Origin of the sequence: Metapseudomonas phytobenefica, assembly GCF_043392685.1 — a bacterium.
Classification (GTDB): Bacteria; Pseudomonadota; Gammaproteobacteria; order Pseudomonadales; family Pseudomonadaceae; genus Metapseudomonas.
The window spans coordinates 216,924-229,750 of record NZ_JBHZGM010000004.1; the positions used below are offsets into that span (position 1 = coordinate 216,924).

The 12,827-nt window shown below is 65.5% G+C and carries 9 protein-coding genes; 5 read left to right on the plus strand and 4 right to left on the minus strand.

The window, feature by feature from the left end; genetic code table 11:
- Positions 1–172: 172 nt before the first annotated feature.
- The gene (gene trhP, locus ACFW0B_RS05745; RefSeq protein ID WP_449146978.1) at positions 173–1,498 is read left to right on the plus strand and encodes a prephenate-dependent tRNA uridine(34) hydroxylase TrhP; all 1,326 of its coding nucleotides are present in this window, start codon (positions 173–175) and stop codon (positions 1,496–1,498) included.
- 103 nt (positions 1,499–1,601) lie between these two features.
- Here trhP and ACFW0B_RS05750 read toward each other — a convergent pair whose 3' ends face one another.
- Positions 1,602–4,493 carry a putative bifunctional diguanylate cyclase/phosphodiesterase gene (locus ACFW0B_RS05750; protein ID WP_449146979.1) on the minus strand — a complete coding sequence of 964 codons (2,892 nt, stop codon included), beginning with the start codon at positions 4,491–4,493 and terminating at the stop codon, positions 1,602–1,604.
- Between the two features lie 202 nt (positions 4,494–4,695).
- Between ACFW0B_RS05750 and uvrD the strand changes: the two genes are divergently transcribed.
- The 3 genes from uvrD to ACFW0B_RS05765 all read left to right on the plus strand — a co-directional run bounded on the left by uvrD (position 4,696) and on the right by ACFW0B_RS05765 (position 8,532).
- The gene (uvrD, locus tag ACFW0B_RS05755) at positions 4,696–6,876 is read left to right on the plus strand and encodes a DNA helicase II (RefSeq protein WP_449146980.1); all 2,181 of its coding nucleotides are present in this window, start codon (positions 4,696–4,698) and stop codon (positions 6,874–6,876) included.
- Between the two features lie 101 nt (positions 6,877–6,977).
- Positions 6,978–7,553: a TetR/AcrR family transcriptional regulator gene (locus ACFW0B_RS05760; protein ID WP_449146981.1), complete on the plus strand. Its 576-nt coding sequence runs from the start codon at positions 6,978–6,980 to the stop codon at positions 7,551–7,553.
- A 124-nt stretch (positions 7,554–7,677) separates the two neighbouring features.
- On the plus strand, positions 7,678–8,532 hold the full coding sequence (locus ACFW0B_RS05765; protein WP_449146982.1) for a Tim44 domain-containing protein: 855 nt from the start codon (positions 7,678–7,680) through the stop codon (positions 8,530–8,532).
- 434 nt (positions 8,533–8,966) lie between these two features.
- Here the strand turns inward: ACFW0B_RS05765 and ACFW0B_RS05770 are convergent, their stop codons facing one another.
- Positions 8,967–9,431 (minus strand): aminoacyl-tRNA deacylase, encoded by a 465-nt coding sequence (locus ACFW0B_RS05770; protein WP_449146983.1) that lies wholly within the window; start codon positions 9,429–9,431, stop codon positions 8,967–8,969.
- A gap of 252 nt (positions 9,432–9,683) precedes the next feature.
- Between ACFW0B_RS05770 and ACFW0B_RS05775 the strand changes: the two genes are divergently transcribed.
- Positions 9,684–10,091 (plus strand): SMI1/KNR4 family protein, encoded by a 408-nt coding sequence (locus ACFW0B_RS05775; RefSeq protein WP_449146984.1) that lies wholly within the window; start codon positions 9,684–9,686, stop codon positions 10,089–10,091.
- A 65-nt stretch (positions 10,092–10,156) separates the two neighbouring features.
- Here the strand turns inward: ACFW0B_RS05775 and ACFW0B_RS05780 are convergent, their stop codons facing one another.
- Together ACFW0B_RS05780 and ACFW0B_RS05785 are read right to left on the minus strand one after the other, a co-directional pair.
- Positions 10,157–11,920, minus strand: coding sequence for a cation:proton antiporter (locus tag ACFW0B_RS05780; protein ID WP_449146985.1), 1,764 nt, complete (start codon positions 11,918–11,920; stop codon positions 10,157–10,159).
- 218 nt (positions 11,921–12,138) lie between these two features.
- Positions 12,139–12,801, minus strand: coding sequence for a GntR family transcriptional regulator (locus tag ACFW0B_RS05785; RefSeq protein WP_449146986.1), 663 nt, complete (start codon positions 12,799–12,801; stop codon positions 12,139–12,141).
- Positions 12,802–12,827 lie beyond the last annotated feature (26 nt).

The window sequence follows — 12,827 nt, forward strand, 5'->3', positions numbered from 1 at the left end:
GGATGTAGAAAGCGACATCCACCCTTGCAAGATAAGCTCTCCCAAGGGTGGACCACGCTCCACCGGTCCACCATTCGTGGCCCGAGGCCGCGGCATTGCTCCAGCTCAATAATTCGCCAGAGTGGCCTCCCTAGAATCGCGCGCCCGTTCTCCAGACTCCGCGAGCCGCGCCATGTACAGCCCCGAACTGCTCTCCCCCGCCGGCACCCTCAAGGCCATGCGCTACGCCTTCGCCTACGGCGCCGATGCCGTCTACGCCGGCCAGCCGCGCTACAGCCTGCGGGTACGCAACAACGAATTCGACCACGCCAACCTGGCCCTCGGTATCCAGGAAGCCCATGCCACCGGCAAGCGCTTCTATGTGGTGGTGAACATCGCCCCGCACAACGCCAAGCTGCGCACCTTCCTCAAGGACCTGGAACCGGTGAACGCCATGGGGCCAGACGCGCTGATCATGTCCGATCCCGGCCTGATCATGCTGGTTCGCGAACATTTCCCGCAGATGCCCATCCACCTCTCGGTACAGGCCAACGCGGTGAACTGGGCCAGCGTGAAGTTCTGGCAGCAGCAGGGGCTGAGCCGGGTGATCCTGTCCCGCGAGCTGTCCCTGGAGGAAATCGGCGAAATTCGCCAGCAGGTGCCGGACATGGAGCTGGAAGTCTTCGTCCACGGCGCCCTGTGCATGGCCTATTCCGGCCGCTGCCTGCTCTCCGGCTACCTCAATCACCGCGACCCCAACCAGGGCACCTGCACCAACGCCTGCCGCTGGCAATACGGCACCCGGCCAGCCCAAGAGGACGAACTGGGACAGGTGGTGCCCACCCTCGGCTGCGGCCAGCCGAGCGATCAGGTGGTCCTGCTGGAGGAAGCCAACCGCCCCGGCGAACTGATGTCGGCCTGGGAGGACGAGCACGGCACCTACATCATGAACTCCAAGGACCTGCGCGCCGTGCACCATGTGGAGCGTTTGCTGCAGATGGGCGTGCATTCGCTGAAGATCGAGGGCCGCACCAAGTCGCATTTCTACGTGGCGCGCACCGCCCAGGCCTATCGCAAGGCGATTGACGACGCCCTCGCCGGCCGCCCCTTCGACCGCAGCCTGATGGACGATCTCGAATCGCTGGCCAACCGCGGCTACACCGAAGGTTTCCTGCGCCGCCACGTCCACGACGAGTACCAGAACTACGAGCACGGCCACTCACTGTCGGAGCGCCAGCAATTCGTCGGTGAGCTGACCGGGGTGGTGCGCCAGGGGTTGGCGGAAGTGCGGGTGAAGAATCGCTTCGCCGTCGGCGACCGCCTGCAGCTGATGACCCCGCAGGGCAACCTGGACTTCCACCTGGAAGCCCTGGAAAACCGCCATGGCGAGCGCCAGGCGGTGGCGCCGGGCGACGGCCACGTCCTGTACCTGCCGCTGCCTGCCAGCGTGGAGCTGGAGAACGCCCTGCTCCTGCGCTGGTTCAGCAGCGGCAATAGCCGCACGGCTGCCAGCGCCTGATCCTCGTTCCTCCCGATTCAACTATCCGTAAGCGAGCTCTGTTCGCGAAGTCTCGTGCCACGGCGTTTCGCGAGCAGAGCTCGCTCCTGCAAGATCCGGCTGGTCAGCGCCAAAGCGCCGCAGCCTGTTCCTTGAGCAGCCGCACGAACTGGGTCGCTTCCACCGGCGGGCTGATCAGGTAGCCCTGGATCTCGTCGCAGCGCTGGCTACGCAGGAAGCTGAGCTGCTCGTGGTTTTCCACCCCTTCGGCCACCACCTTCAGCTCCAGGCTGTGGGCCATGGCGATGATCGCGCGGGTAATGGCGGCGTCTTCACCACCAGCGGAAAGGTCGCGGATGAAGGTCTGGTCGATCTTCACGTAGTCCACCGGGAAGCGCTTGAGGTAGCTCAGGGACGAGTAGCCGGTACCGAAGTCGTCGATGGCCAGCTTCACGCCGATCCGGCGCAGCTGGTGGAAGGTGGCGATGACGTTCTCGACGTTTTCCAGCAGGTGGCTTTCGGTCAGTTCCAGCTCCAGCATTCGCGCCGGCAGGCCGGTTTCCTCCAGCACCTGGCGTACCAGGCTGACCAGGTTGCCCTGGCGCAACTGGTGCATCGACAGGTTCACCGAGACGCGGATATCCGCCAGGCCCTGGCGCTGCCATTCGCGGGCCTGCTGGCAGGCCTGGCGCAGCACGAATTCGCCGATGGGGGCGATCAGCCCGGTTTCCTCGGCCAGGCCGATGAAGTCCCCCGGCGGCACCAGCCCCTGTTGCGGATGGCGCCAGCGCACCAGCGCCTCCGCCGCATTCAGGCTGTTGTCGGCCAGGGACAACTTGGGCTGGTAGAAGACCTCCAGCTGGCCTTCCTCGATGGCCTTGCGCAACTGGTTCTCCATCTTCAGGCGCTCCAGGGTGCAGGCCTGGAGGTTGTCGGTGAAGAATTGGAAGGTGTTGCCGCCCAGGTGCTTGGCGTGCTGCATGGCCATGTTGGCCTGGCTGATCAGGGCGGAAATGTCACGGGCGTTGTCCGGCAGCAGGCTGATGCCGAGGGAGCCGCTGATCACCAGCTCGTGGCCGCCCACGGTCATCGGCATGCGCAGCTTGCCGAGCAGGCGGCTGGCCTGGCGCGCGAGGTTGGCGACGCTGCCGTAGGCATCGAGGATCACCGCGAACTCATCGCCGGCCAGGCGCGCGATGGTGTCGGCTTCCGGCACCGCCTGGGTCAGGCGGCGGCTGACCTGGCGCAACAGTTGATCCGCCCCTTCATGGCCGAGGCTGTCGTTGAGCACCTTGAAGCGGTCCAGGTCGATGTGCAGCAGGGCCAGGCTGTGGCCGCCCTGGCGCGCGCGCTGGCTGGCTTCGTGGAGCCGGTCCTTGAACAGGACGCGGTTGGCCAGCCCGGTGAGGTCATCGTAATTGGCCAGGTAGCGCAGGCGCTCCTCCGCTTCGCGGCGGGCGGTGAGGTCGGTGAAGAAACCGACGACATGGCTGACTTGCCCCCGCGAGTCGCGCACCACATTGAGCTGCAGCCATTGCGGATAGAGCTCGCCATTCTTGCGGGTGTCCATCAGTTCGCCCTGCCAGCTGCCGCGCTGTTCCAGCTCGTCGCGGATCAGGTGGTAGCGGCGGCGGGCTTCGCGGGTGCCGATAAGGGCAGCGACGTTGCGCCCGATCACTTCTTCCTGGCGATAGCCGGTGACCTGGCTGAACGCCGCGTTGGCCTGGATCACCCGGTAGTCCGGGTCGAGGATGATGATCCCTTCGCTGGCCGCCTCGAACACCGTCGCCGCCAGGCGCTGCTCCTCGTCCTGGAGCTTGCGCGCGGTGATGTCGCGGCGGGTGCCGAGCATGCGCAGCACCTTGCCCTGCTCGTCCCGCTCCACCACGCGGCCACGGTCTTCCACCCAGACCCAGTGACCATCGGCGTGGCGTACCCGGTAGTCGATGGCATAGCCGTCGGTGCGGCCCTTCAGGTGCTCCACCAGGGCCCGGCGCAGCAGCGGCAGGTCGTCCGGGTGCAGGCGCGGCTTGAGGTCGCTGAGCACGCGGGTGACGTCGTCTGCGTCGATGCCAAAGATGGCTTTGAGCTGTGTGTGATGGACTTCGTCGGTTTCCAGGTTCCAGTCCCACAGGCCGAGTTCGCTGGCCTCCAGGGCCAGGGCCAGGCGCGCTTCGCTCTTCACCAGAGCGTGACTGGCATCGGCCAACTCCAGCGTGCGCTGGGCCACGCGCATTTCCAGCTCGCCATGGGCACGGCGCAGGTCGCGCTCGGCGCGGCGGCGCTGCTCCACTTCGCGGGCCAGTTCTTCGTTGAGGCCTTCGGCGCGGCCCTTCGCCTGCTCCAGATGGCGGATCAGCGCCTGGTTCTGGAAGCGCTGCAAGAGGCTGCGCTGCACCAACCGGTTGACCTGCCAGGCCACCACCATGAGCGAGACGGCGAAGATCACCCCGAGCACGCCCCAGCCGCGCAGCAGCGACGTATCGCCCAGCAGCAGCCAGGTGATGGCAGGCAGCAGGCAGGGCATGGCGAAGGTGAGGAAGGCGGAAAGGCTGACGGCATAGGCAACGCTGGCGGAGAGGATCGCGGCGGCGATCAGCCCGTAGACCAGCGCCTGGGTCAGGAAGGCGTCCGGCGGCACAAGGGCCACGGCGGCGAACGCCAGGGTCAGGCCAGAGGCGCCGGCACCCAGCAGGAAGGCCCTGCGCCAGCGCGGGCGGGCCTGCTCCGAGGGCAGCGCCTGCTTGAACGCAGCCACCTGGGTCAGGCGCAGGATGGCCAGCAGCACCAGCCAGATCAGCCAGCCGCCGAGCAGCAAGCTGTTGCTGTTGCCCGAGCCCCAGAGCAGGTAGGCACAGGCCAGGCCGTTGAGCAGCATGAACAGGGTCGGGATCCGGGAGCCCTGGTAAAGCAGGCGCGTGCGTTCGGCGGCAATGTCGGTCGCGAACAGCTGGCGAATCTCGCGGCTGTCAGCCAGGGACAGCGTCCGGCCGGCAGGCATTGAATTAGCAGTCATAGGCGCTTGTTTTTGTCTTGGTCTGCCTAAGCGAGCCCGGAGCTTACCCGAGCGGAAAGAAGCTGCAATAGCTTTATGCGCGTGGTTGCAGACGAGAGCCCCCCGACTTTAGGAGGGTCGCTGGCCCGGGCACCGGCGACCGTCCAGCCGACCGGCCGGTCGTCGGTTTGCCCTGCTCCGGCCGCCCCCCTAGAATGCCGCGATGCATGACGATCTCTCCCTCCTCCTGAACTCCCTCAACGACGCTCAACGCCAGGCCGTAGCGGCCCCGCTGGGGCGTCAACTGGTGCTTGCCGGCGCCGGTTCCGGCAAGACCCGCGTGCTGGTGCACCGCATCGCCTGGCTGATCCAGGTCGAGCAGGCCTCGCCGCATTCGATCCTGTCGGTCACCTTCACCAACAAGGCCGCCGCCGAGATGCGCCAGCGCATCGAACAACTGCTGGGGATCAACCCGGCGGGCATGTGGGTCGGCACCTTCCACGGCCTGGCGCACCGCCTGCTGCGCGCCCACTGGCAGGAAGCGGGCCTGGCCGAGAACTTCCAGATCCTCGATAGCGACGACCAGCAGCGCCTGGTCAAGCGGGTGATCCGCGACCTGGGCCTTGACGAGCAGCGCTGGCCGGCACGCCAGGCGCAGTGGTTCATCAACGGGCAGAAGGACGAGGGCATCCGTCCGCAGCACATCCAGGCCGGCGGCGACCTGTTCCTCGGCACCATGCTGAAGATCTACGAAGCCTACGAGGCCGCCTGCGCGCGCACCGGGGTGATCGACTTCTCCGAGCTGCTGCTGCGCGCCCTCGACCTCTGGCGTGACCGCCCGAGCCTGCTGGAGCACTACCAGCGGCGCTTCCGCCATGTGCTGGTGGACGAATTCCAGGACACCAACGCCGTGCAGTACGCCTGGCTGCGCCTGCTCGCCAAGGGCGGCCAGAGCCTGATGGTGGTGGGCGACGACGACCAGTCCATCTACGGCTGGCGCGGCGCGCGGATCGAGAACATCCAACAGTTCTCCAGCGACTTCCCCGACACCGAGGTGATCCGCCTGGAACAGAACTACCGCTCCACTGCGGGCATCCTCAAGGCCGCCAACGCCCTGATCGCCAATAACCAGGGGCGCCTGGGCAAGGAACTCTGGACCGAGGGCGAGGAAGGCGAGCCTATCGGGCTCTATGCCGCCTTCAACGAACACGACGAAGCCCGCTACGTGGTGGAGAGCATCGAAAGCGCGCTGAAGGACGGCATGGCCCGCAGCGAGATCGCCATCCTCTACCGCTCCAACGCCCAGTCGCGGGTGCTGGAAGAAGCCCTGCTGCGGGAGAAGATTCCCTACCGCATCTACGGCGGCCAGCGCTTCTTCGAGCGCGCCGAGATCAAGAACGCCATGGCCTACCTGCGCCTGCTCGACGGCCGTGGCAACGACGCCGCGCTGGAACGGGTGATCAACGTACCGCCGCGCGGCATCGGCGAGAAAACCGTGGAAAGCCTCCGCGAGTTCTCCCGCGTCAACGAAGTCTCGATGTGGGAAGCGATGCGCCTGATGATCGCCAACAAGGCCCTGGCCGGCCGCGCCTCCAGCGCCCTGGCGGCGTTCATGGAGCTGATCGAGAACCTCGCTGCGAAGTGCCTGGACATGCCCCTGCACCTGATGACCCAGACGGTCATCGAGCAGAGCGGCCTGGTGGCCTACCACAAGGACGAGAAGGGCGAGAAAGGCCAGGCGCGGGTGGAAAACCTGGAGGAACTGGTCAGCGCCGCCCGCGCGTTCGAGAACGAAGAGCCCGAGGACGACCTCACCCCGCTGCAGGCCTTCCTCAGCCACGCCTCGCTGGAGGCCGGGGAGACCCAGGCCGACGCCTTCGAGGACAGCGTGCAGCTGATGACCCTGCACAGCGCCAAGGGCCTGGAATTCCCCCTGGTGTTCCTGGTGGGCATGGAAGAAGGCCTGTTCCCGCACAAGATGAGCATGGAAGACCCGACCCGCCTGGAGGAAGAACGCCGCCTGGCCTATGTCGGTGTCACCCGCGCCATGCAGCGCCTGGTGCTGACCTACGCCGAAACCCGCCGCCTCTACGGCAGCGAGACCTATAACAAGGTTTCGCGCTTCGTCCGCGAAGTGCCGCCGCAGCTGATCCGCGAAGTGCGCCTGAACAACAGCATCAGCCGCCCCATGGGCGCCGGCAGCCGCCACGGTTCCATCTTCGATGGCGCCGCCGTGCCGGAAACGCCCTTCTCCCTGGGCCAGCGGGTGCAGCACGCCTTGTTCGGCGAGGGCACCATCCTCAATTTCGAAGGCGCCGGCGCCCAGGCGCGAGTGCAGGTGAAGTTCGAGAGCGAAGGCAGCAAGTGGCTGATGCTGGCCTACGCCAAGCTGCAGCCGATCTGACCCCACAAAAATCTCCCACAAGAATCTGCCCTCTCTTCCGCCCGTCCGATGCCCCTGTCGCTTCCGCGCGCTTGGCCATACTCAGTGGCGGAGGTAATTCCATGGCTCGCTCCCCCAGCGCCCAGCAGATTCTCGATTGCGCCCTGAACCTGGCCGACCAGTGCGGCTGGGAGCGGCTGCACCTGTTCGACGTGGCCAGCCAGCTCGGCGTCGGCCTCGACGCCATCGCCAAGCATTTCCGGCAGAAGGATGACCTGGTCGAAGCCTGGTTCGATCGCGCCGACCTGGCGCTGCTGGCGCGCGGCAAGAGCAGCGACCTGGCGACGCTGAACGCGGAAAAGCGCCTGGAAGAACTGCTGATGGCCTGGCTCGGCGCCCTGGCGCCGCATCGCTCCGTGACCGGGCAGATGCTGCTCTACAAGCTGGAACCCGGCCATTTCCACCTGCAGGTGCAGGGCCTGTTGCGGGTCAGCCGCACCGTGCAGTGGTGGCGCGAGGCGGCACAGCGGGAAACCCTGCATCTGTGCCGTATCGCCGAGGAAAGCTTGCTCACCGGAGCCTACCTGCGTACTTTCGTCCACTGGTTGCGCCACCCCACGGAAGACGAGGCCGACCTGCGCGCCCTGCTGCGCAGGCAATTGCGCTGCAGTCCGTTGATCCTGCTACTGCGCAGATGAACGGTATTGCCGGAAAAGGCCGATTTCGCTGCCAGACAAAATCCCGAAACACTCTGCCCCTAGCTATCGCGCCACTGACTGTGCAGCATGGCGCGCGTAGTTTCATAACCAAGAGAAGCCTCTGATGCGCCGATTCCTCAGTATTGCCCTGGCCCTCTGCGTCGGCTTGACGCTGAGTCTGGATGTCAACGCCGCCAAGCGTATGGGCGGCGGCAAGTCCTTTGGCTCCGCGCCGACTCACCAGACCCGCCAGGCAGCCCCCGCCCAGCAAACCCCGAATACCGCCGCACCGGCCGCAGCCGGCAAGGCCGCCGCTGCAAGCGGCGCCTCCCGCTGGCTGGGCCCGCTGGCCGGCATCGCCGCCGGTGGCCTGCTCGCCTCCATGTTCATGGGCGACGGCTTCGACGGCATGCAGATCTTCGACTTCCTCATCATCGGCCTGATCGCCTTCCTGATCTTCCGCTTCCTGGCCGCACGCAAACGCGCCCAGCAGCAGGGCCACCCGGCCATGGCCGGCCACGCGCCGTTCCAGCGTGAAATGCCGCAGATGCCGCAACAGGCACCGATCTTCGGCAGCGCCGCTCCGGCAGCCCAGCCGGCCTTCAATGCCCCGAGCTGGTTCAACGAGCAGCGTTTCGTCGAAGCCGGCCGCGAGCACTTCATGGCCCTGCAGCAGCACTGGGATGCGGCGGAGATGGACAAAATCGCCGAGTTCGTCACCCCGCAGATGCTGAACTTCCTCAAGGAAGAACGCGCCAGCCTGGGCGACGCCTACCAGTCCACCTACATCGACAACCTGCAGGTGCAACTGGACGGCATCGACGACCTGGCCGACAAGACCGTCGCCACCCTGACCTTCAGCGGCATCTCCAAATCCTCTCGCTTCGACCAGGGCGAGGCGTTCAGCGAAAGCTGGCGCATGGAGCGCGTGCACGGCGACAACCAGCCCTGGCTGGTGGCCGGCATCCGTCAGAACTGATCGCTGGCGCAGTGAAAATACCCCGGGCTTGTCCCGGGGTTTTTCATTTGGCTATGTCTGCGTCAGTAGGTAGCCCGGATGAAATCCGGGGAAGTTCCAACCACCGTTCCCGGATTTCATCCGGGCTACAAGCGCAGACCCCAAGCGCGGCCTACGGGGTATAGCCGTTGTTGTAGGAGCGAGCTTGCTCGCGAAGCGTTCCGGGATAGCGCCCATTCGCCAGCAAGCTGGCTCCTACGGCGGTTCCCCGCTGCAACTACTTGCAACGCTTGATTCAGACCTAGCCTTTCATTTCACTGGCGCCGGCCTCCACCGCGCCGCCAGCGCCGGCGGGCGATGGACCGACGGAACCAGAACGGCGGCGGTTGCGGCGGCCGGACGCCCTTCTGCCTGTTCATGGTCCTCCGTGAGCGCCGCGCAACAATTCATGCCCCCTAGTGGCAGAGCTCGCAGACTTCGGCATGGGGCACCAGTTTCAGGTAGTCGTCCATGCGCATGTGCACCAGGTTCTCGTGGTCACCCGCTTCCAGGTAGATGTCCTTCTGCCGGGTCAACTGCGGGTCCACCACCATATTCATGCCGTAGGATTCGCCCAATGCCGGCACGGCGCCGAGTTCGCAGTCCTTGAACAGCCGGGCCAGGTCGGCTTCGTGGGTGAGCTGCCAGAGCCTGGCATCCTTGCGCACCTTGCCCACATCCAGATGGCGGCTGGCGGGCACCACCGCCATGAGGAAGTGACCTTGGCGGTCGTCGAGGATCACCGTCTTGGCCAGGCGCTCGGCCGGGATATTGGCGACTCGCGCCGATTCGAGGCTCGTGGCCGAGTGCGGATGCGGCACCAGATCGAACCGGGCATGGGCACTCGCCAGGCTGCGCTGCAGGGTTGCGGCCATTCGCATGATGCACCTCCTGTGGTTAGCCAGGGATGGTTGGCTGCCCCCGGGCAGCCGTATCAGTGCACCAAAGTTTAGCTAGCGAGCCCCGGCCGGGCTGAAGCAGTTGGTACTGAGCCGCGCCGGTTAAAGCAGCTTGAGGCCTAAGCGCGGCACATGCCGTGGCGGACCATTGCGCCTGGATGACGATCAGGCTCTTTTCATCCCGGGCCCCGGCTACTGTATAAAGCGCATCCCAATGCATGAGGGCCTGCCGCCATGGAAGAAGTCATCGAACAGCTGCGCGAACTCAACGAGCCGGTGCCGGTTCCCCTGGAACTCCCGGACGAGGAGTTGCTGGTGGAGATCGAGGAGCAGTTGCTGATCAACCTGCCCTTCGAACTGCGCGAATTCCTGCTCAAGGTCAGCGACGTGGTCTATGGCCATCTGGAGCCGGTGACCGTCACCGACCCGCAATCCCATACCTTCCTGCCAGAAGTCGCCGCCGTGGCCTGGGACCTGGGCGTCCCCCGCGACCTGGTGCCGCTGTGCCAGGATGGCCGCGACTACTACGTGGTCGATGGCGAGGGTGAAGTGCTGCTGTGGGACGGCGACGAAGGCGAGCTCACCGACGAAAGCTGGGATTCAGTCTGGCACTGGGCCAGGGACGTGTGGCTCGCCAGCTGAACCGCTCCGCGCAATGACAGAAGCCCCGCACGCCAGGCCTGCGAGGCTTCTTCGCTTGCGCGCCATCAGCGGTGGTTGTGGTCCTGGCTCTGCTCCAGGGTCTCCATCAGCGCGATCTGCATTCGCGAATGCACGCGGATCAGCCAGCGCCAGAACAGCGCGCTGACACCCGCCGCCAGCAGGGCGATCAGCACCAGCAGTTCCAGCGTCGGCAGGATGCTCGTCGACAGCGCCATCAGCAGCAGCATGATCCCCAGCAGCGACAGCAGCGGGATCAATTCGGCGATCACCTTGCGCACCCGCTCGGTGTGGCGCCCAGCCTTGTCCGGAGTCACGCTCATTTCCGCCAGCAGCATGGAAAGCGCCTTGAGCTTGCGATAGGCAGCGATCAGGAAGGGCAGCGACAGCAGCAGCGCACCGCCCCAGATCAGCGCCTTCTGCAGGTTGGGACTGGCCACCCAGACGCTCAGGTACTCGGCTAGGGTGCCGGCGAAGTAGGCGCTGCCGAGGAAGATGGCCACCACCAGCGCCAGGTTGACGGTCACCTGCAGCAGGATCTTGCGGATCATCTTCGCCAGCACCGCACCCTGGCCCTGGGGCTGGATGCTGCGCAGCCAGTCGCCGTAGTAGCCGAACACCCGCGCCAGCCGGCGCGGCATGGCCCTGGCCAGCTTGATCGACAGCGGGTCGGCCGAGCGGATCAGGTAAGGCGTCAGCAGCGTGGTGATAGCCGACACGCCGACCACCACCGGATAAAGGAAGTCGCTGGTCACGCCCAGGCTCACACCCAGGGCGGCGATGATGAAGGAGAACTCGCCGATCTGCGAAAGACCCATGCCCACGCGCATCGAGGTGCGCCCATCGTTGCCAGCGATGAAGGCGCCAGCCCCGCACGACACCAGCTTGCCGGCGACCACCACCAGGGTGATCACCAGGATCGGCGCGGCGTAGTCCACCAGCACCCTGGGATCGATTGTCAGACCGATGGCGACAAAGAAGATCGCACTGAACATGTCGCGCACTGGCTCCATCAGGCGTTCGATCTGGATCAGCTGGCGCGACTCCGCCATGATCGCGCCGATCAGGAAAGCACCCAGAATCATGCTGTATTCCAGCTTCACCACCAGCAGGCAGAAACCGAAGCACAGGCCAAGCACCGTCACCAGCAGCATCTCGTTGCTTTCGAACTTGGCCACATAGGCCAGCAGGCGCGGCACCAGCAGGATGCCGACAACCAGCGCGACAACCATGAACAGGCTGAGCTTGCCGACGGTCGAGAACACCTGGTCGGCCTCCACCGTACCGCTCACGGCGATGCCGGAGAACAGCGCGATGATGCCAATGCCGAGGATGTCCTCGATGATCAGCACGCCGAAGATCAGCTGGGCGAAGCGCTCGTTCTTCATCTGCAGGTCGCCGAGGACCTTGATGATGATGGTGGTGGAGGACATTGCCAGGATCGCGCCGAGGAACAGCGAGTCCATGGTGTTCCAGTCGAACAGCCGGCCGATCCCGAAGCCGGCCCAGATCATCAGGGTGATTTCCAGGAACGCGGCGATGAACGCCGTGGCGCCAACCTGGAACAGCTTGCGCAAGCTGAACTCCAGCCCCAGGCAGAACATCAGGAAGATCACCCCCAGCTCGGCGAGGGTCTTGATCGTGTCCTCGTCGTGCACCAGGGCGAACGGTGGGGTGTGCGGGCCGATGATTATCCCGGCGATGATGTAGCCCAGCACCACCGGCTGCTTGAAGCGATGACAGAGGATGGTGGTGAAACCGGCGATAAGCATGATCACCGCAAGATCTTGGATGAAAGCGATGGCATGCATGGCAATGGACTCCTTTTCTGCAATGCGCGGCACAGCGGCCCGCGCGCGGGCTACTCGCTCGGCTCCGGCGGAGCCATGTAGGAATTAGGGAAAATGGGGCCAGGAACGGCCGCAGATTATCATCGCGACCTTTCTCTCCAGAGCAATGCAATAATCAGTAACACTTGCCTGAAAGGTCCTACGGGAGCAAGGCCCGCCCGCTCCCGAGGAATGGCTGGTCAGCCGCTGCGAGCGTGGGCGAAGTCCAGTTCCAGCAGGTTGAGGAGGAATTGGCCGAAGTAGGTAAGGTCCTGCTCGACGGCAAAGCGCGCAGCCTTGCCGTCACCGGCCTGCAAGGCCTTGAAGGCGTCTTCGTGGAAGTCGTTGAGACGCAACGACAGGTCCGCCTCGGTGAACAGACGATTGAAGAAGGGACCGACTTGCAGCCAGAGGGATTCGATGGTGCGCAGCAGGACCGGGTTGCCACAGGCGCCATACAGCACACGGTGGAACTGGCTGTTGGCGGTCAGGTAGCCCTGCACGTCGCGCTGTTCGATGGCCGTTTCCATGCGCTCCATGCAGCCCCGCAGGATCTCCAGATCATCCTGGGAAAGCCGGCCCGCCGCCTCCTCCACCGCCATGCCTTCCAGCGCCATGCGCACCTGGAAGATCTGTTTGAAGCGTTCGCGGTTCATCAGTGGCACGCGCACCGAGCGCTGCGGCTCGCCCTCCAGTGCGCCTTCGGCCACCAGGCGCTGCAAGGCGGCGCGCACGGGCATCGGACTGGTGCCCCAGGCAGCGGCGAGATCGCGGATCTTCAGGCGCTCGCCGGGTTTGAAATGGCCTGCCAGCAGGCCCTCGCGTAGTCGTTGGTAAAGCTGTTCCTGCAGGTTCTCGGCCATGGCAAATCACCGTGCAAGGGCCGGCG

Bases quoted from the DNA above. Each gene is read 5' to 3' on its own strand.
- ACFW0B_RS05770 (WP_449146983.1), bottom strand. From the start codon at position 9,431: ATGCGAATGGCCGCAACCCTGCAGCGCAGCCTGGCGAGTGCCCATGCC.
- ACFW0B_RS05775 (WP_449146984.1), top strand. From the start codon at position 9,684: ATGGAAGAAGTCATCGAACAGCTGCGCGAACTCAACGAGCCGGTGCCG.
- uvrD (WP_449146980.1), top strand. From the start codon at position 4,696: ATGCATGACGATCTCTCCCTCCTCCTGAACTCCCTCAACGACGCTCAA.
- ACFW0B_RS05785 (WP_449146986.1), bottom strand. From the start codon at position 12,801: ATGGCCGAGAACCTGCAGGAACAGCTTTACCAACGACTACGCGAGGGC.
- trhP (WP_449146978.1), top strand. From the start codon at position 173: ATGTACAGCCCCGAACTGCTCTCCCCCGCCGGCACCCTCAAGGCCATG.
- ACFW0B_RS05780 (WP_449146985.1), bottom strand. From the start codon at position 11,920: ATGCATGCCATCGCTTTCATCCAAGATCTTGCGGTGATCATGCTTATC.
- ACFW0B_RS05760 (WP_449146981.1), top strand. From the start codon at position 6,978: ATGGCTCGCTCCCCCAGCGCCCAGCAGATTCTCGATTGCGCCCTGAAC.
- ACFW0B_RS05750 (WP_449146979.1), bottom strand. From the start codon at position 4,493: ATGACTGCTAATTCAATGCCTGCCGGCCGGACGCTGTCCCTGGCTGAC.
- ACFW0B_RS05765 (WP_449146982.1), top strand. From the start codon at position 7,678: ATGCGCCGATTCCTCAGTATTGCCCTGGCCCTCTGCGTCGGCTTGACG.